This is a genomic window from Serratia sp. CY27727 (assembly GCF_052169275.1).
Taxonomy (GTDB): domain Bacteria; phylum Pseudomonadota; class Gammaproteobacteria; order Enterobacterales; family Enterobacteriaceae; genus Serratia; species Serratia sarumanii.
The window spans coordinates 79,467-97,284 of sequence record NZ_JBJNLB010000008.1; the positions used below are offsets into that span (position 1 = coordinate 79,467).

Sequence of the window (17,818 nt, forward strand, 5' to 3'; positions counted from 1 at the left end):
TGGAAGCCTGCCAATGACAACAAAAACTCCCCCATCGCTTGACGAAGAACCTGTCAGATTGAATGTTCCGGTATTTTTCGGCTCGGCGGCGGTGATCCTGCTGCTGGGAACGCTGGTCGTTCTGTTCCCCTCCGCCAGCAAACTGTGGCTGAACGCCGCGCAAAGCTGGGTCGCCGACGTATTCGGCTGGTACTACATGTTATTGATGGTCGCCTGCATGGCATTCGTGTTCTGGCTGGCGCTGTCGCGCTTTGGCCATATTCGCCTCAGCCAGGATGACGAGCCGCCGCAGTTCAGCTATCCCTCGTGGGTGGCGATGCTGTTCTCGTCGGGCATCGGCATTGCGCTGGTGTACTACGGCGCCTATGAGCCGCTGGATCACTTTCTGTCGCCACCGGAAGGCAGCGGCGGCACCGTGCAGGCGGCGCGACAGGCGATGGCGCTGACCTTTTTGCACTGGGGGCTGCACGGCTGGGCGCTGTATGCGCTGATCGCCACCGCGCTGGCCTATTTCGCCTATTGCCGCGGCCTGCCGCTGGCGCTGCGTTCTGCGCTATACCCGATCTTCGGCGAGCGCACCCACGGTTGTGTCGGTCATCTGGTGGACAGCTTCGGCATTCTGGTGACGGTGATTTCGATGATGACCAACCTGGGGATCGGCGCGTTGCTGGTGAACTCCGGGCTGTTTTATCTGTTCGACATCCCGCAAAGCACCGGCGTGCTGCTGGCGCTGATCGTGGTGATGATGGTGGTGGCCACGCTGGCGGCGGTCACCGGCGTCGAGAAGGGCATCGCCATGCTGTCGAACATCAACGTCGGCTTCCTGTGCCTGCTGCTGCTGTTCGTGTTTTTGGCCGGGCCGACGCTGAACCTGCTGAACGGCATGTTGCAGAACCTCGGCGATTATCTTACCTCGCTGGTCAGCCGCAGCTTCGATATGTATCTGTACGGCAAGGCGCGCCAGTGGCAGGGCGCCTGGACGCTGTTCTACTGGGCCTGGTGGGTGGCGTGGGCGCCGTTCGTCGGGCTGTTCATCGCGCGCATCTCCAAAGGGCGCACTATTCGCGAACTGATTTTCGGCGTGCTGCTGATCCCGCTGGGCTTCACGCTGGCGTGGCTGTCGATCTTCGGCAATACCGCCATCAGTCTGGTGCTGGAAGGCGGGCAGGCGATCCTGGGGCAGGTGGCGCAAAGCGATCCGCCGATGGCGGTGTTCAAGCTGTTCGAATACTTGCCCTATACCCAACTGACCGCCGGCTTTGTGGTGGTGATCAGCTTCGTGCTGTTCCTGACGCCGGTCGATTCCGGCACGCTGATGATAGCCAACCTCTCCTGCCAGGGCGGCTCCGCCCATGATGACGCGCCGGCCTGGCTGCGCGTGTTCTGGGCAGCGGTCACCACGTTGGTATGCGCCGGCTTGCTGTACGCCGGCAGTTTCAGCGCGATGCAGACCGCGGTGGTGCTGTGCGGCCTGCCGTTCTCGGCGGTGATCGTGCTGTACATGATCAGCTTGCGCAAGGATCTGCGCCGGTACGCCATGAAGCCGGCGCTGCCCTGAGGCGGTTTATTCGCCCGCGCGCGGCCGGTGATGCACGTACTCGACAATCGTGCCGTCCGGCAGGCGCGCATTGAAACAGGCGCCGGTGGGCACCTCCACCGGGCCGAAGAAAATCTCGGCGCCGGCGGCCAGCAGCCGCTGGTGGTAGGGATAAATGTCATCGACCAGCAGCGTGCCGACGGTGCTGCGGAAAAGGCGCAACTGCTCTTCCGCCCCTTCCAGGATCAGAAACGGCCCCACCGCCGCCAATACCAGCCGATGCTCGGGAAAATCGAAGCGCATGTCCGCCGTTACGCCGTGCAACTGCTCGTAAAACGCGATGGCGCGGTCGATTTCGCCTTCGCCAACGTAGACCCGAATCAGCACGCGCGGCTCACGCAGCGATGAAGAGTCGGCGGTTTTGCGCCAGAAACCGGCTTTTGTCAGTGCTGTCGTCATGTTCATCTCCTTGCTCGTTGCCTGCCGCTTATCATGCCGTTGTTTTCCCATCCGGGGTTGGATCGAGTTGGCATAAGCTAGCCGCGCCGGTAATAACCCGCTACCAGGGCGTTAAGGGGCGGTCTGTTTGTGATTCCTGTCACGGCCTGCGCTTTTATTATTATTCAGCATTGATAATGTCATTGCGTGATTATTGATTAACACAATGGAGTTAATGGTTCTCGTTATAGCCGCTATAAAGCAAACGGATTCAAATAATAAAGAGGGCGGGGTAATGCGGCTGATGAAAAGGGAAATGCCGTCCATTTATAAGCAGGAGTTAAGTTTTATTTATTAACCTGTTTATAAATCAGCGCGTTTTGGCTTTTTCGATAAAAGTAAAAAGTGCCGCTTAATTTTATTTAAATCAGTAAAAACAGAATGTTGATTTATTTTCATGTCATTCGCGTTCTGTGAAAAATACCTGAATTGCCTCTCCGTCACCGTTTTCAACGGCTGTTTGACATGCCCGTAGCTTGAGATAAGTTTATATCATTAACATGTTAATGAGTTGTTATCGTGACCGATGGCCAATATCTCTCTTGGCCGAGCGCTCAACCGACTTATGCCATGGCCGCTCGCCATTTATAAGTTAACTTATGGACCAATGACGCTATGAATAATTCGCCAGGACAGCGCTCGCGATTGAGCGAAGAGAACCGATTGCTGATCATTTTGTTTTTCGTTTTCGGCTGCGTGTTCGTCGATCGTCTGACCATCTCTTTTCTGTTTCCGATGATTGCCGCCGATTTGAAGCTGAGCAACGTGCATCTTGGCACGCTGTCGGCGGTGCTTGCATTGACCTGGGCGCTATCTGGCGCGGGGCTGGGGGCGATTGCCGATCGCTTTAATATCCGCAAACCGATGCTGATCCTGTCGATCCTGGTGTTTTCACTGTTCTCCGCGCTGTCGGGGCTGGTCAGCGGCTTTGCCATGTTATTGATCTTCCGCGCGCTGATGGGGATCGCCGAAGGGCCGGTGCTGCCGATCGCGCAATCGCTGATGGTGGAAAAATCGCAGCCGCAGCGCCGCGGCTTCAATATGGGGCTGATCCAGGGGGCGGCGCCGGGATTGTTGGGCGGTATTATCGCGCCGCCGCTGATCATCTATCTGGCGCAGAAGTGGGGCTGGAGCATGGCGTTTCACCTGACCGCCGTGCCGGGCATCATTCTGGCGTGGCTGATCTATCGTTATGTGAACGGCAAGAAGGATCCCGCTTTCAGCGCCGCGCCGGCGGCCGACAAGGCGGCGAACAAAGGCGCTTACGGCGAGCTGTTTAAAATCAAGAACGTAGCGCTGTGCATTCTGATCTCCTGCGTGTTCGTCACCTGGTTCATGATCATCATTACCTTCACCCCCAACTTTTTGGTGACCGACCGTGGCTTCAGCGAGGGCACGATGGGCGGCATCATGAGCGCCATCGGCGCTGCCTGGGTGTTTTGGGGCGTGGCGGTGCCGGCGATTTCCGATCGCCTTGGCCGCAAGCCGACGCTGATCTTCTTTTCGCTGCTGGCGGTGTGCTGCCCGCTGTTCCTCAGCTACGTCGATAACCCGTGGCTGCTGGGCGTGCTGGTGTTCCTGTCTTATACCGGCCTTGGCTGCTTCACGCTGTTTATGGCCACCATCCCGTCTGAAACGGTGTCGCCGGCCCGCATCGCCACCGCGTTGGGGCTGGTGATGGGGATTGGCGAGGTGATTGGCGGCTGTCTGGCGCCGTTTATCGCCGGGCTGATCGCCGATCGCTATGGGCTGGTCAGCGTGATGTGGCTGGCGGCTACCGGCGCCGTGTGCGCCGGCGTACTGAGTTGTTTTCTCGATGAAACTGCACCTGCGGTGGTGAGCCGCAGAGCGGTGAAACCGGCGGGCGTCGCCGACGTTTGAGGCGGTTTTCATCCCATTCAATCAAGGAGAGCGAAGATGTCAGCAGAACAATCCGTACTGAATCAGAATGCCGAACCGGACTGGAAGAATTACGACGATTTTGCGCGCGGTATCGACACTAACCGGCTGCCGGGCACTCAGGATTGGCGCGGCAAAACGCTGCAGATCGCTTTTGAAAGCAGCGGGGAAATCACGTTGCGCTTCAGCGCCGATCGGCAGCGGGTGCTGTGGGCCTGGGGCGGGGAGAGCGGCGAGGACGCTTACGAAGAGGTGCAAACCTCCGCTGCGCGCTATTTCTTCAATATTCCGCTGCAGTCGCCGGGCAACGAGTGCCTGACGCTGGTACTCAATCGTGACAGCGGCCGGGCGCTGCTGGTGCGCAGCACGCTGTTGCCGGAACAGACGGTGGAAAAGGGGTCCCGCCTCAAGCAAAGCTTCCACGTCGGCCGGATTGTCGGCGCCACGCCGGGTGGCGTCGCGCCGCATCTGACCCGCGAGCTTATCGGCTATCGCACGCTGAACGTCTACAGCCCCAACCACTATTACGAACATTTCTATGTCAACACCGAGCGCTACGCCTGGCAAAATCTGCGCGGCGAACAATTCGGCCACGGCGACATGGACTACGCCACCTACTACAAGTTTGAGGACGAGATGTTCCTGTTCACCTTCCGGGAAAAGATCATCCCGGTGTGCTCGGTGTTCTTCTTCGACTTTATTTCCGGGCGCTGCACCGGCACCTTCCTCGGGCTGGACGCCGCCGGCCGGGTGTTGGTGTCACCGGCCGGGGCCTTCATCAGCAAGATGAGCTATAACGCCTACCCGGAAGGCGTGCAGCCGCTTTGATTCAGGCGTTTCTGACCAGCGATCCGGCGTTGATTTCCGCAATGGTTTTCGCGCCGGTGAGCGTCATGGCGACGCGCATTTCCTTGTCGATCAGATCCAGCAAGTTAGCCACCCCGGCTTCACCGGCCGCCGCCAGCGCATAGACGAAGGCGCGCCCCAGCAGCACGCTGTCGGCGCCCAGCGCGATCATGCGCACTACGTCCAGGCCGCTGCGGATGCCGGAGTCGGCCAGCAGGGTAATGTCGCCTTTCACCGCGTCGGCGATCGCCGGCATGGCGCGCGCGGTCGACAGCACGCCGTCCAGCTGGCGGCCGCCGTGGTTGGAGACGATGATGCCGTCGGCGCCGAAGCGCACCGCGTCTTTGGCGTCTTCCGGATCGAGAATGCCTTTGATGATCATCGGGCCGTCCCAGAATTCACGGATCCACTCCAGATCTTTCCAGGAAATCGACGGATCGAAGTTGGCGCCCAGCCAGCCGATGTAGTCTTCCAGGCTGGTCGGTTTGCCGCGGTAGGCCGAGACGTTGCCCAGATCGTGCGGCTTGCCGAGCAGGCCGACATCCCAGGCCCACTGCGGATGCGCAAACGCCTGCAGCACGCGGCGCAGGGCGGCATTAGGGCCGCTCATCCCCGAGTGGGCGTCGCGATAACGGGCGCCGGGCACCGGCATGTCGACGGTGAACACCAGCGTTTTCACGCCGGCGGCCTTGGCGCGCTCCAGCGCATTGCGCATAAAGCCGCGATCTTTCAGCACGTAGAGCTGGAACCACATCGGCCGATCGATCGCCGGCGCCACCTCTTCGATCGGGCAGACCGACACGGTGGACAGCGTGAACGGAATGCCTTTTTTAGCCGCGGCGCGCGCGGCCTGTACTTCGCCGCGGCGGGCGTACATGCCGGTCAGCCCCACCGGCCCCAGCGCCACTGGCATCGCCAGCTGCTCGCCGAACAACGTAGTCTCTAGGCTGAGTTCGGACATATTGCGCAGCACGCGCTGGCGCAGGGCAATATCGGCCAGATCTGCGGTATTGCGCTTCAGCGTATGCTCCGCGTAGGCCCCGCCGTCGATGTAGTGAAACAGAAACGGCGGCAATTTGGCCTGGGCGGCGGCCCGGTAGTCGGTTGACGCGGAGATGATCATAGTGTTTACCTTCTTGTCTTGCTTGCGATAACGAGTGGTCAGTCAGAGCGTGAGGATCGCCGCCATACCGGCCGCAATCCCGCCGTACGCCAGCATCGGCAGTACGGTCTTTCTGATGATTTTGCCTTCGGCGTTACCGATCCCGAGGATCGAACAGACCGCGATAATGTTGTTCAGGCACACCATATTGCCCATGGCGCCGCCGACGGACTGCAAGGCCAGCGTCAGGTTGACGTCAAGGCCGCTGCTCTGGGCGATCGATTGCTGAATGCCGCCGAACGTCAGGTTCGAAACGGTATTGGAACCGGAGAAGAACGATCCCAGCGCGCCGAGGAACGAAGAGAACAGCAGCCAGCTCTCGCCGGTCAGCGCCGCCAGCGCTTTACCGATCAGGATCACCGGCGCGTTGTCGCCGCCCTGCATCATTAGATTGACCATCACCAGCGCGCCGAACAGGGCGATAAAGGGCCGCGTGATACGCCCGCCGGTTTCGCTGAACATTTGCCGCACCTGGCCGCCATTCAGACGGAACAGCGGAATGCACAGCAGCACCACCAGCAGGAACGGGATCAGCGCCGGGACATACAGCGTTTTGTAGCCGGCGGCGGCGGAGGTGCCCAGCACCTGCTGCAGTTCGACGATCAGCGCCCGGCTGATGCGCAGCTCCCCGAGCCAGCCGAGGTTTTCCTGCCACAGCAGCGCGGTGTTGTTGAGCAAGGCTTTAAGGCCCAGCTGGTGGACGCGCGTCACTATCAGGATAGCAATCAGCAGCAGGGTTGGGGTCATGGCCTTGACCACCTGCATGAACGGCACCGCCTGCCCGGCGCTCTGCGGTTTGCCGCTGCGGGCGAGGCCGATGCCGCCGCGTGCCAGCAGCACCGACAGCGCCAGGCCGATGGCGCCGCCGACCAGCGCCGGGAATTCATAGTTCACCTGAGCCAGCAGCAGATAGGGCACGGTGCAGCTCAGCACGCTGAGCAGGATAAACGGCAGGTTGCGGCGGATATCCTGCCAGGAAACGATAAAGCGCAGCGCCAGCAGAGGAATGACGAAGCCGGCGACAAAATGGATCAGCGCGGTCTGCCGGCCGATCTCCAGCAGGCTGGCGTCCGACAGGCCGAGGTTGGCAAAGCCGAACCAGGTGGGGGTGCCCACGGCGCCGAAGGAGACCGGCACCGAGTTCATCACCAGTGTCAGCAGGGCGACGCGCAGCGGGTTGAAGCCCAGCCCGACCAGAATCGGCGCAGCGATGGCGGCTGGGGTGCCGAAGCCGCTGGCGCCCTCAATCATAAAGGCGAACGCCCAGCCGATAATCATCAGCTGGGCCACGGGATTGGGGCTGATGGTTTCCAGCCAGCGGCGCACCACGTTCTCCGCGCCGCTTACCTGCATCAGTTTGTTGAGCAGGATGGCGCCGGCGATGATGGTGATCGGCGTCAGCGTCGATACCAGCGCGGTGATGATATTGGCATGCAGCAGCCGCAGCGAGGCATCGAACCACAGGAGCTGTACGGCGTAGACCACGGCGGCCGTCAGCGGCAGGGCGAGATAAGAGGGCACGCCATTCCTTTTGGTCATCATCCAAATCAGCAGGACGATGGGCGCAATACTGAAAAACAGGGGCATAAGATCCTCAGGGTTATTATTTTTATGGGCAGAGATATGTAGCTGAAAGGTTAATTAGCGCAACATTTTCATTCTAATCACAACGTCGACGACGATGCCATGCGGTATTTTTTTAACATCGGCGAACGGCGCCGGCGGTGGGAAATTGGCCGGTAGAAGGGGGTGAATTAACTGCTTAAAAATCAGATTGATAGAAATTATTATTGTGTGATGAATGCGTGGGCTCACATTAATTAAGCGGTAATGTTCAATAGATTATGTCCAAAAATGCCGTAATCTCCGCGGCCTTTTGCGGCCGCGGGGAAATAATCAGCGAGGAAAATTCAAAAATAGTGGCTGATATTTTGGTAGGAACCGATGATATGCTCGATCAGCAGACGGGTTTTTAACGGCAGATTGCGGGTGTAAGGATAGACGGCGTAAATGCCCAATACCTTGCCGCAGTGGCCGGCCAGGATCTCCGTCAGTTTGCCGTCCTGCAAATCTTCATACACCATGCAGCGTGGCACCATGGCGATGCCGTGGCCGCCGATCACCGCTTTGCGGATCGCCCGCGCATTGTTGGCCGACAGGTTGCCGTTAACCTGCAGCTCGTAGATGTCGTTGCGCCCCGGCCGCTTCATCAGCCAGTTGGCGGTGCCGCTCTCCTGATAGGTGTAGGTCAGGCAGTTGTGGCCGAGCAGGTCTTCGGCGCAGCGCGGTTCCGGGTGGCTTTCCAGATACTCCGGCGAGCAGACGATCACCCAGCGGGAATCGAAGATCGGCCGGGCAATCAGGCTTGAATCCGGCATGGTGCCGGTGCGGATCGCCAGATCGATGCCTTCTTCCACCAGATCGGCAAAGCGGTTTTCCAGCCGCATCTCGACTTTCAGGCTGGGATGCAGAGCGCAAAATTCCGCCACGCTCTCGCTCAGCAGCAGCTCGCCCGAAATGGTCGGCACCGACATGCGAATGGTGCCGGTCAACTCTTCGCTCTTTTCGCTGACGGCGTACAGCGCCTCCTGCACTTTGGCGCCGATCTCTTTGGCCTGCTGGTAGAGCGCCTGGCCGCTTTCGGTCAGCGTCAGGCTGCGCGTGGTGCGGTACAGCAGACGGGCGCCCAGCGATTTTTCCAGCCGCCCGATGCGTTTACTGACCACCGAGCTGGTGATGCCGGCGCTCTCCGCGGCCTTGCTGAACGAGCCGCAGTCGACGATCAGGGCGAACAGAATCAGGTCGTTGGCGTATTCGTGGGTGGCGAGCATGGGCATCCTGTAGAGTGAGAGTCCTTTTGTCCCAGTGTAAATCCGGCGCGGCAGGAAGCAATCTTTTCAGCGTGTCGCACGTCGTCACCAACTGGTCGGATCTGAATTTTTCTTATTTGTTTTTTCATTTTACTGAGAATTATCCTTTTTTATTTTTCTTGGTGTAACCGGTTTTAGTCTACTTTTCTTGTTTTTAGTCTTATTTAAATTGGAATAGTCCTGTAATCGAGCGTTACTTATTCGATTAACTTTAACTTGCAGTGTAAATAATTGTATTGATCTGCTCGTTTGGGATGGCTATGCTTTTTCCCGAAGCGCTCTCATTGTTATTGGTTAAATAGTTTTGAAATGTATTGAAGGATTGCTCTGTCTGCCGACAGGGTAATGGGTAGTGTGTTTATGTTTTAATATAAATAAGGATATTGTAATGAAAAAAATCAATCTGTCAGAAGCGGAAAACATCGTCGGCGGTACTTTTGTTTGTACCAAGGAATTTGCCTGGGTGGGCAGCGGCAACAACCGCACCTGCCAGCTGGTGAAAACCTGTGCGAACAAATTCGGTGGCGTACAGAAGTCTTATTACCCGGCGCCGGTAGCAAGCTGCCCGTCTAACCCAACCACGCCAAGCTGATGCGGGTTGACCCCCTGCATTTAGATTAGCGGTGGGCAGGCGGGCAGCGTTCGCGCTGTCCCGCCTGATACCGGCGAAAAAGTCGTCTTACGTTCTCATTATTTACGGTATTAACTCTTTTTCATGTATTCACTCTGCCGGGTGAATATTAATATATGCGCAGGATGCGTCCGTTATGTATAAACGTCCCTTGCTTTTTATCGGCTACACGCTCGTTATTATTTTTGCCTCTTCTTTTTTGACCGCATTTTATTTTCAACATTACGTCATGCAACCGGCGGAGGCGGAAAGCCTGAGTTTTATCTCCCCGGAAAAAATCGAACAAAGCCCGTTGCAAGACGATAATACCATTGTCGAAGTCTTCTCTTACGCCTGCCACTATTGTGAAGTCAACGAAAGCGGCGTGGCAGAGCTGGGAAAACGTTTGCCGGCGGGCGCCAAATTGGTGCGCTTGCACCTCAGCGACGACAGTCAAGCCGGCATGGCGGCCTTTGCGCCCCTGTTCGCCACGCTGACGATCATGGGGATCGAAGCACAGCATCGCCCCGCCGCTTATCGCGCCATTATCAAAGAAAACCTCAACCTGGCGGACGACAAGCAGCTCAGCGCCTGGCTGACGGCCAACGGTATCGATGAGGTTGCCTATCGGCAGGCCAGAGAGTCAGAGCGGGTCAAGGCGTTGTTGGCGCATATGACGGCGGTAAGCCGCTATTACCAGATCAACGCGACCCCCAGTTTTATCGTCAATCGCAAATGGCTGGCGCTGCAAGATCGCGAGTTTTCCGCTTTCAGCGGGCAGCTGCTGTCGCTGTTGCAGCACGATAAACCGCTGGCCCCCTGATGCGCCTGCTCGCGGTTCGGGGGTATTTGGCCTGGCGCAACGGCCTGGACGCGATGGCCCGCTTATCGGCTGCCGGTGCCGGGATGGGCAACCGCCTGACGTGTGCCCTGCTGCGGCGCGTGGACTATCGCCTGTGGCTGGCGGTGCGCCGGCGGTTGAGGGGAAGCAGGCCGCAGCGCCGCTTTCGCCACCGGCATGCGGTAGCGCTGGCGAACCGCCAAAGCCTGTTGGGTGAAGGCAAGCTGGACTTCGCCTGGCTGATGCAGCGGCGGCAGTGGCTGGACATGGCGGCGGTCTCTGCCCGCAATGCGGCGTTGATGAGCCATTTGGCGCACTGTTCCGCGCAGCTTGATCAGGTCGTGGAACCGCTGCATCGCGCGGGCGTGCCGGTGCTGCTGGCGCCGATGCATACGGTCTCCGACGTGTTGGCGACGCTGGTCGGCGCGGGCGTTTATCCCGGGCGGGCCACGGTGATCGTTTCCGGCGATGTGCAGGCGTTTGCGCGGCGATCGCCGGAAGACGAATGGCGGCAGCGGCTCGACTATTGCTCGATTCACGACGATCCGCGGCACATCGCCGGCACCTTGTCGCAGACGATGCTGGAAGCGGCGGAACATCGGCGCAACATCATCCTCTTCCCCGATATCACGCCGGATTACACCCTGCACAGCAATCAGGATGTGGCGGCTAAATTGGCCTGCCATCTGTTCGGCCGGCCGGCGCATTTGCACAGCGGCATCGTTCGGCTGTCCCGGGCGTTGCGGGCTCAGGTGGTGTTCTATTCGCTTTATTTCGATCGCGGCATCCGCATTCACATTGAAGAACCTGTCGCCGCAGATCGGGTCGGCCGCGTCATGCCGGCGATCGTCGAGCGAACCCTCCGGCGGCATGCGGATGATTGGCTGCTATGGCATTCGCACTCTTTATTTTTTATTAACGAATAAGTCAGGGATATCACAACGTATGGAAAACACCCTTCCTACGCCGGTCTTGCAGAGTGAAATCAATGAGTGCGGGCTGGCCTGCATCGCCATGCTGGCGGAAACTCAGGGCATTCGCGCACCGTTGACGGAGCTGCGGGAGCGTTATCCCGCTTCGCAGCACGGCACTTCGCTGGCGACGCTGTGCGCCATTTTGGGAGAGCTGGCGCTACCGGCTTATCCGGTGGCGTTCGAGCACCGGGATCTGGCGGCGCTGCCGTTACCGGCCATTTTGCATTACGGCGCGGGCCACTATGTGTTATTGGCGTATCGCCAGGGGGGGTACGTGTGCGTAATGAACCCGGCGTTGGGGCAGCAGCTGCTGCCGTATGCCGCCCTGAAAGCGGAAATCAGCGGTTATGCGTTGGTGCTGGATCGCGATGATTTGCCAGCCACCGTCCCGGCCCGGCGCAGCCACCGCCGCAGCGCTTTCGCCAGCTTAAGCCTGAAGGATACCGCCGGCATCGCCGGCATCTATCGCCTGGCGGCGATGACGTTTTTTATCTCACTGACGCTGTTCATCATGCCGATGATGGTCGCCAGCGCGATCAATCAGGTGTTCGCCATGGCCGGCGAGGTCGCGTTCCCCTACGCCTATTATCTGCTGGCGTTTGTGGCGTCCACGGCGTTGGCGCTGATTGCGCGCACCCTCACCGAACGCTTCATCAAAAATTTCGTGTTGTTGCACGGCGCCGCCGGTTTTTCTCGCCTGCTGGAAAACTCACTCAATTTCTTCAGCAAGCGCGCCCCCGGCGAGATCTTCAGCCGTTTCACCAGCTGGCAGATGGCCGCCGGCCAGAAAATCGAACTGGACAACGGCCTGCGCACCGACTGGATCATCGGCGCTATCGCGCTGGCGGTGATGTGCTACCTGAGCCCGATGCTGGCGCTGGTGCCGGTTGTCGGCGTGTTGCTGATGGGGGCGGTCAGCGTATGGGCCATCTACCGCGATCGGCATTACACCCAGCAGCTGCAGGTGCGAGGCGCGGTGCAAAATGACTTCATCCTGGAAACCATCCAGGGGTTTTCGACCATCAAATCAGCCGGCCTGGCCGGCCAGCGGCAGGAAGGGTTCGCCGAACATGCCCGCTCGCTGTTCAATTGCCTGCAGCAGCAAAAGATCTATGAACAGATAAAAGGCAGCATTTACCAGCTGATCGGCAGTCTGGAGATGGTGTTGTTCATGCTGCTGGCGTTGCCGCTGCTCAAGGAGGGCGAGCTCAGTCTGGGGGCATTCTTCGCCTACAGCTTTCTGCGCGAAATCTTTACTTCGTACAGCAGCAAGATCTTTTTTGCCGTTTTGCAGAAAAACCAGCTGCACGTCATCGATGAACGCGCGCGGGATCTGTTTCCTGCGGTATCCGCTCGGGCCCAGTCTGCGGACGAAAGCGTGAGCCATTTTGACGCGCGGTTGGCGTATCGGGGGCTGGCCTTCGCTTACGACGCTGGTCAACCGGTGTTGCGCGATTTGTCGCTGACGCTGGAGCGTGGTGAGTGCATCGCCATTTGCGGCGGTTCCGGCGCGGGCAAGAGCACGTTGCTGAAGGTGCTCGCCTGCCTGCTGACGCCGCAGCAGGGGGAGCTGACGCTGGATGGGCGCGTACTGGCAAGTGCCGCCGCGCAGCGGCTGTTCTTCCTGCAAAGCCAGGAGGACATTCTGTTCAACGCCTCGGTGTTGCAGAACATCACGCTGTTCGCGCCGTCGGCGCCGGGCCAGCAACGGCAGGTGGAACAGGCGTTGCGCAGTTTGGGGCTGGCGGACGCGGTGGCGCAGCTGCCGGGGGGCGTGAACGCCCTGGTGCGGGAGAGCCATGCCGGGCTGTCGCTGGGGCAGCGGCAGCGTCTGTTGCTGGCGCGCGCCATGTACAGCCGTTGCCCGGTGTTGGTGCTGGACGAACCGACGGCGAATCTGGATGAAAAGACTGCGGCGGCGGTGATGTCGGCTCTGGTGGCGCATTGCCGTGAAAACCGTAAAACCCTGGTGACGGTCACCCATAATCCGCGGCTGTTGCCGCTATTCGATCGGGTCTTGCGCATGTCGCAGGGGCGGCTGGTGCCTGAATCCACCGACGACGCCAGGATGAATGATTGTGCAGAGGTGGAGTGAGGTGCCCGGAAAGAGACGCTGGCGGCGAGTGGCGTTGGCGATGGTCGTTTTGGCAGCGTTGCTTGGCGGGCTGTCGTTGCAGAATCGGCCCCCTGACACGCAACCACCGCAAACGGCGCGCGTCGAGCGCGGGGACATCGAAAAAAGCGTGTTGGCGACCGGGATTCTGAAACCGCTTAGGCAGGTGAACGTGGGCGCGCAGGTCAACGGGCAGTTGAAAAAACTGTATGTCAAACAGGGTGACAGAGTGATCCAGGGGCAGCTGTTGGCCGAGATCGACCCGACGCTGCAGCTTAACGAGCTGCGCAAGTCACAGGCTGAATTACGCAGCGCGCAGGCGCAGAAACTGGCGAGCCAGGCACAGCTGAAGCAGTACCAGCTGGAGCTGAAGCGGCAAAGAGCGCTGGCGCGAGACCGCGCCGGCGTGGCCAGCGATTTGGAAAAAGCGCAGGCGCAGCACGACGCGCAACTGGCGCAGTTGAAAGTGAACGAGTCGCAGATCGTCCAGGCCGAAGTGGCGCAGGAAACCGCCAGGGCCAATCTGGCTTTTACCCGTATTACCGCCCCTATCGACGGCGAGGTGCTGGGCATTGTCACCCAGGAAGGGCAAACCATCGTCTCGTCGCAAAGCGCGCCGACCATTTTGGTGATGGCAGACGTGGATACCATGATGGTGCACACCCGCATATCGGAAAATGACATCTTGCAGGTGAAGACGGGGCAGCCGCTGTGGTTTTACGTCGCCGCCGATCCCAGCCGCCGCTATGAGGGAGCGATGGGCGCGATACAGCAGGCGCCGGCGGAGGCGCTGGAAACCGACCCGCTGGGCAGGAATTCAAGCCAGCAAACGGCGGCGGTGTATTACAACGGCGTGTTTGCCGTCGCCAACGGTGAGCGTCGATTGCGCACCTCGATGACGGCGCAGGTATTCATCATGACCGAACGCGCACAGGGGGTGGTGCGGGTACCGATGGCTGCGCTGGGCGCGGCATTGGATGAAGGAGGCTATCAGGTCAAGGTGCTGGAAGGCGGGCAAACGGTGGTGCGCCGCGTGCGTATCGGTACCCGCGATCGCCGCTATGCCGAAGTGTTGGAAGGGCTGAACGCAGGAGAGCAGGTGCTGCTGGAGCAACAGCCTGATGTGGAGGAGGGCGCTGATGTCAGTTAACACCGCTCCCATCATTGCGTTGGATAACGTCTCGCGCGAGTTTCAGGCGGGGGAGCAGAAAATTGCGGTCCTCAAGCGCATTTCCCTGAGCATTCAACGGGGGGAAATGGTCGCTATCGTCGGCGCCTCCGGTTCCGGGAAATCGACGTTGATGAACATCATCGGCTGTCTGGACAAACCTTCTCAGGGCGACGTGCACATCAACGGGGTGGCTATTGGGCAAGCCGACGCCGATCGCCTGGCGCAGCTTCGCAGCCGGCATATCGGCTTTATCTTCCAGCGCTATCACCTGATGCCCTATCTGACCGCCGGTGAGAATGTGGCGATCCCGGCGTTGTATACCGCCATGCCGGCCGCCGAACGCCGCCTGCGGGCAGCGCATTTGCTGGCCCGGCTCGGGTTGGCGCAGCGCGGCGGTCATCGTCCGGCGCAGCTTTCCGGTGGGCAACAGCAGCGGGTCAGTATTGCTCGCGCCCTGATGAACGGCGCGGAAATTATTTTGGCCGACGAACCGACAGGTGCGCTGGATAGCGCCAGCGGTCAGGCGTTGATGACCATTTTGCACGAGCTGAACGCTATCGGGCATACCGTCGTCATCGTGACACACGATCGGCGGATCGCCGAACAGGCGCGGCGGATCATTGAGATCGGCGACGGCGAGATCGTGGCGGATCGTCGCCATGAAGCCTCCCGACATCTTTCTACGTTCGAACGACCGCTGGCGGCGCCGCTGAAACGCATGGCGCCGGGCGCGGCGTTGAAAGAGGCCGTCGGCATGGCCTGGCGGGCATTGCTGGGGCACCGGGTCCGGGCACTGCTATCGATGCTCGGCATCATTATCGGCATTGCGGCGGTGGTCTCCGCCATCGCCATCGGAGAAGGCACGCGGCGTAATATTCTCAAGGAAATCAGCCAGCTTGGCACCAGCACGCTGGAGATTCGCCCAGGCCTCGGGTGGGAGAAACCGCGGCCCGACCTTGCGCGCTCGCTGAGCGAGCGGGATGCCGCATTATTGGCGGCGCTGCCTTACGTCGACAGCGTTTCGCCGGTGATCGGCACCCAACTGCTGGCCGTTCGCGAAGGCAAACAGGTGCCGCTTGCCGTGATGGGCGTCGGCGAAGGGTATTTCCGCACGCAGGGCATTCGCCTGCTTTCCGGCGGCCTGTTTACCGCGCAGGATCTGAGTGAGCGCGCACCGGTAGCGGTGATTGATCCCTTGCTGAAACAGGCGCTGTTTGCTTCCCGGCAAGACCCTATAGGCGCGGTAGTGCTGATCGCGGGCGTGCCTTATCGGGTGATCGGCGTCGCGCAGCGCCGCGGCGCTCAATACGCCGGCTCTCAACCGCTTGCCTGGCTGCCCCATACCTCCCTGACCGGCCGCATCGCCGGCGATATGCCGCTGGAATCCATTGTGATGCGAGTGAATGAAAAACTGACGCTGGAAGAGGCAGGACGGGATGCGACCCGGCGTTTGATCGTAGAACACGGGCGGCGTGATTTCTTCACGTTGACCGACGATCAGCTGACGCAATCCATTCAGCGCGCCTCAGGCTCCATGCAACTGTTGATTACCGCGATTGCCGCCATCTCGCTGCTGGTGGGCGGTGTGGGGGTGATGAACATCATGCTGGTCTCGGTGACGGAACGGACCCATGAGATCGGTATTCGAATGGCGGTGGGCGCCGCCGAGAAGGACATTATGCGGCAGTTTTTGATTGAGGCGGTGGTGATCTGCAGCTTGGGAGGCGTGTTGGGGATCGCCTGCGCCGCGCTGGTCAAAGGGGTTCTGAGCGGATTGGCGCCGCAGGTGACGATGATCTTTACCTGGCCGCCGTTGCTCCTGGCCTGTGGATTTTCAGCGTTGATCGGTGTCGGGTTCGGGTTCTTTCCGGCTCGCACCGCCGCGCGCCTGCAGCCGGTGGAGGCGCTGGCGCGAGAATGAGCCGACTTTGGGTTTACGGGCTGGTGATGCTGTCGCTGAGCGCCTGCGGAGGGCGGCCGATCGACGCCACGGCGCCACCGTCGCTGCCGCCGCAGTGGCGCGTGGTCGATGAGCGTTCCGGTTCGCTGCGGGCGGGCGTCGCCTGGTGGGAAAACTTCAATGATCCGCAACTCTCCTCGCTGATCGATGGCGTGCTGATCGCGAATCAGGATTTGGCGCTGGCCGGATTGCAGTGGCGCGAGGCCATGTTGGAGGCCGGATTAACGGAGGGCAACTTGACGCCGGATTTCACCGCCAGCCTGAGCGGCCGCAATACTCGAGCGTTGCGGGGCGCGTCTACGCCGCAGGAAAGCTACCGTGCAGGGCTTTCTCTGAGCTATGAACTGGATTTATGGGGCAAGCTGGCGCGCATTCGCGAACAGGCCGAATGGCTGGCCGTCGCCTCGGAGTTGGACCGGCGCAATACCGCGTTGACCTTGATCGGTGCTACCGCGCGCGGGTACTGGCAGATTGCCGACTTGAATCAGCAAGTCCTCCATCAGCAACAGGCGCTGGCGATCGCGCGTGAAACTTTGCGGCTGGTGGCGGCACGTCACACCGCCGGCGACGTTGGCCGATTCGAGCTGTTGCAGGCGGAGCAAAGCTTGTTGGCGCGAGAGAATCAGCTGCATGAGCTGGAGCGGCAGCGGGAAGATGCGCGTAACTCGTTGGCACTGTTGTTCGGGCGATCGCCGCTGCTGCGCTATAGCGAACGGCGTTCGTTGCCGCTTGAAGAGGTGGCTGTCGCGCAGCGTCAGCCGGCGTGGGTGATTGCGCGCCGGCCGGATGTTCAGGCGGCAGAACGCCGTCTGAGAGCGGCGCTGGCCGGTGCCGAGGCGGCAAGATTGAGTTTTTATCCGGCGCTGAGCCTGGTGGCCGGGTTGGATGCCGGCAGCGGACTTTTCCGCCAGTGGTTCAGTGAACCTTCTCGCTCGCTGGGCGCCACGTTGACGCTGCCGTTTATCGAATGGCGCAAGATGCGCTTGTCCAGCGACAAAGCGGCGTTGCAGGCGCAGCGGGCGGAGATTCAATTTCGCGATGCGGTCTACCGTGCGCTGGCCGATGTGGACAACGCCATGCGACAACGCCTGGAAGCACAGCGGCAAATCGGCAATCAGCGGTGGCATCTGGCGATGAGCCGACAAGCCGTGGCGTTGGCGCGACATCAATACCAGGCTGGTTCCGTTGCGCTGCAAACGCTGCTGGATGCGCAAGAGGCGGTGTTGGCCAGCGAGAATTCGCTGTCGGCACTGCAATTCCGCTATCTGAACGCCACGATGCAACTCTGGCTGGCGCTGGGCGGCAACGAGGCTTTCGCATCCGGGCAAGGAGAATAA

Annotated in this window: 14 protein-coding genes; 10 read left to right on the forward strand and 4 right to left on the reverse strand. The window is 60.3% G+C overall.

What is annotated here, in order from left to right:
• Nucleotides 1–13 precede the first annotated feature (13 nt).
• Nucleotides 14–1,558, forward strand: coding sequence for a BCCT family transporter (locus tag ACJ8HB_RS18480; RefSeq protein WP_094860049.1), 1,545 nt, complete (start codon nt 14–16; stop codon nt 1,556–1,558).
• A gap of 6 nt (nt 1,559–1,564) precedes the next feature.
• On the opposite strand, the gene ACJ8HB_RS18485 is transcribed toward ACJ8HB_RS18480, so the two are convergent.
• Nucleotides 1,565–1,996 (reverse strand): VOC family protein, encoded by a 432-nt coding sequence (locus ACJ8HB_RS18485; RefSeq protein WP_047570672.1) that lies wholly within the window; start codon nt 1,994–1,996, stop codon nt 1,565–1,567.
• A 654-nt stretch (nt 1,997–2,650) separates the two neighbouring features.
• Between ACJ8HB_RS18485 and ACJ8HB_RS18490 the strand changes: the two genes are divergently transcribed.
• Complete coding sequence (locus ACJ8HB_RS18490) at nt 2,651–3,916, forward strand: MFS transporter (protein ID WP_041036539.1); 1,266 nt, start codon at nt 2,651–2,653, stop codon at nt 3,914–3,916.
• Nucleotides 3,917–3,952: 36 nt separating this feature from the next.
• Entirely contained in the window at nt 3,953–4,762 is an 810-nt protein-coding gene (locus ACJ8HB_RS18495) for a MoaF C-terminal domain-containing protein (protein WP_033635808.1), read from the forward strand.
• Between the two features lies 1 nt (nt 4,763).
• Here ACJ8HB_RS18495 and lldD read toward each other — a convergent pair whose 3' ends face one another.
• The 3 genes from lldD to ACJ8HB_RS18510 form a co-directional block, all read right to left on the reverse strand.
• A complete protein-coding gene (gene lldD / locus ACJ8HB_RS18500) occupies nt 4,764–5,903 on the reverse strand; it encodes an FMN-dependent L-lactate dehydrogenase LldD (RefSeq protein WP_047570674.1) in 1,140 nt (379 codons plus the stop codon).
• 42 nt (nt 5,904–5,945) lie between these two features.
• Complete coding sequence (locus ACJ8HB_RS18505; protein ID WP_041036537.1) at nt 5,946–7,529, reverse strand: L-lactate permease; 1,584 nt, start codon at nt 7,527–7,529, stop codon at nt 5,946–5,948.
• 323 nt (nt 7,530–7,852) lie between these two features.
• Entirely contained in the window at nt 7,853–8,773 is a 921-nt protein-coding gene (locus tag ACJ8HB_RS18510) for a LysR family transcriptional regulator (RefSeq protein ID WP_047570676.1), read from the reverse strand.
• A 427-nt stretch (nt 8,774–9,200) separates the two neighbouring features.
• Here ACJ8HB_RS18510 and ACJ8HB_RS18515 point away from each other — a divergent pair, with 427 nt between their 5' ends.
• The 7 genes from ACJ8HB_RS18515 to ACJ8HB_RS18545 all read left to right on the forward strand — a co-directional run bounded on the left by ACJ8HB_RS18515 (nt 9,201) and on the right by ACJ8HB_RS18545 (nt 17,818).
• Nucleotides 9,201–9,404 carry a DUF4762 family protein gene (locus tag ACJ8HB_RS18515; RefSeq protein ID WP_033635804.1) on the forward strand — a complete coding sequence of 68 codons (204 nt, stop codon included), beginning with the start codon at nt 9,201–9,203 and terminating at the stop codon, nt 9,402–9,404.
• A 175-nt stretch (nt 9,405–9,579) separates the two neighbouring features.
• The gene (locus tag ACJ8HB_RS18520; protein ID WP_047570678.1) at nt 9,580–10,245 is read left to right on the forward strand and encodes a DsbA family protein; all 666 of its coding nucleotides are present in this window, start codon (nt 9,580–9,582) and stop codon (nt 10,243–10,245) included.
• Entirely contained in the window at nt 10,245–11,189 is a 945-nt protein-coding gene (locus tag ACJ8HB_RS18525) for an ABC transporter (RefSeq protein ID WP_047570680.1), read from the forward strand. Before ACJ8HB_RS18520 ends, ACJ8HB_RS18525 begins: the two co-directional genes overlap by 1 nt.
• Nucleotides 11,190–11,208: 19 nt before the next feature.
• Nucleotides 11,209–13,332 (forward strand): peptidase domain-containing ABC transporter, encoded by a 2,124-nt coding sequence (locus tag ACJ8HB_RS18530; protein WP_094860050.1) that lies wholly within the window; start codon nt 11,209–11,211, stop codon nt 13,330–13,332.
• Between the two features lie 40 nt (nt 13,333–13,372).
• On the forward strand, nt 13,373–14,500 hold the full coding sequence (locus ACJ8HB_RS18535; protein WP_047570682.1) for an efflux RND transporter periplasmic adaptor subunit: 1,128 nt from the start codon (nt 13,373–13,375) through the stop codon (nt 14,498–14,500).
• A complete protein-coding gene (locus ACJ8HB_RS18540) occupies nt 14,490–16,442 on the forward strand; it encodes an ABC transporter permease (RefSeq protein ID WP_047570683.1) in 1,953 nt (650 codons plus the stop codon). Before ACJ8HB_RS18535 ends, ACJ8HB_RS18540 begins: the two co-directional genes overlap by 11 nt.
• Nucleotides 16,439–17,818 (forward strand): efflux transporter outer membrane subunit, encoded by a 1,380-nt coding sequence (locus tag ACJ8HB_RS18545; RefSeq protein ID WP_047570685.1) that lies wholly within the window; start codon nt 16,439–16,441, stop codon nt 17,816–17,818. Before ACJ8HB_RS18540 ends, ACJ8HB_RS18545 begins: the two co-directional genes overlap by 4 nt.

Coding starts and splice junctions, on each gene's coding strand:
- ACJ8HB_RS18480 (WP_094860049.1), top strand. CDS start 14: ATGACAACAAAAACTCCCCCATCGCTTGACGAAGAACCTGTCAGATTG.
- ACJ8HB_RS18485 (WP_047570672.1), bottom strand. CDS start 1,996: ATGACGACAGCACTGACAAAAGCCGGTTTCTGGCGCAAAACCGCCGAC.
- ACJ8HB_RS18490 (WP_041036539.1), top strand. CDS start 2,651: ATGAATAATTCGCCAGGACAGCGCTCGCGATTGAGCGAAGAGAACCGA.
- ACJ8HB_RS18495 (WP_033635808.1), top strand. CDS start 3,953: ATGTCAGCAGAACAATCCGTACTGAATCAGAATGCCGAACCGGACTGG.
- lldD (WP_047570674.1), bottom strand. CDS start 5,903: ATGATCATCTCCGCGTCAACCGACTACCGGGCCGCCGCCCAGGCCAAA.
- ACJ8HB_RS18505 (WP_041036537.1), bottom strand. CDS start 7,529: ATGCCCCTGTTTTTCAGTATTGCGCCCATCGTCCTGCTGATTTGGATG.
- ACJ8HB_RS18510 (WP_047570676.1), bottom strand. CDS start 8,773: ATGCTCGCCACCCACGAATACGCCAACGACCTGATTCTGTTCGCCCTG.
- ACJ8HB_RS18515 (WP_033635804.1), top strand. CDS start 9,201: ATGAAAAAAATCAATCTGTCAGAAGCGGAAAACATCGTCGGCGGTACT.
- ACJ8HB_RS18520 (WP_047570678.1), top strand. CDS start 9,580: ATGTATAAACGTCCCTTGCTTTTTATCGGCTACACGCTCGTTATTATT.
- ACJ8HB_RS18525 (WP_047570680.1), top strand. CDS start 10,245: ATGCGCCTGCTCGCGGTTCGGGGGTATTTGGCCTGGCGCAACGGCCTG.
- ACJ8HB_RS18530 (WP_094860050.1), top strand. CDS start 11,209: ATGGAAAACACCCTTCCTACGCCGGTCTTGCAGAGTGAAATCAATGAG.
- ACJ8HB_RS18535 (WP_047570682.1), top strand. CDS start 13,373: ATGGTCGTTTTGGCAGCGTTGCTTGGCGGGCTGTCGTTGCAGAATCGG.
- ACJ8HB_RS18540 (WP_047570683.1), top strand. CDS start 14,490: ATGTCAGTTAACACCGCTCCCATCATTGCGTTGGATAACGTCTCGCGC.
- ACJ8HB_RS18545 (WP_047570685.1), top strand. CDS start 16,439: ATGAGCCGACTTTGGGTTTACGGGCTGGTGATGCTGTCGCTGAGCGCC.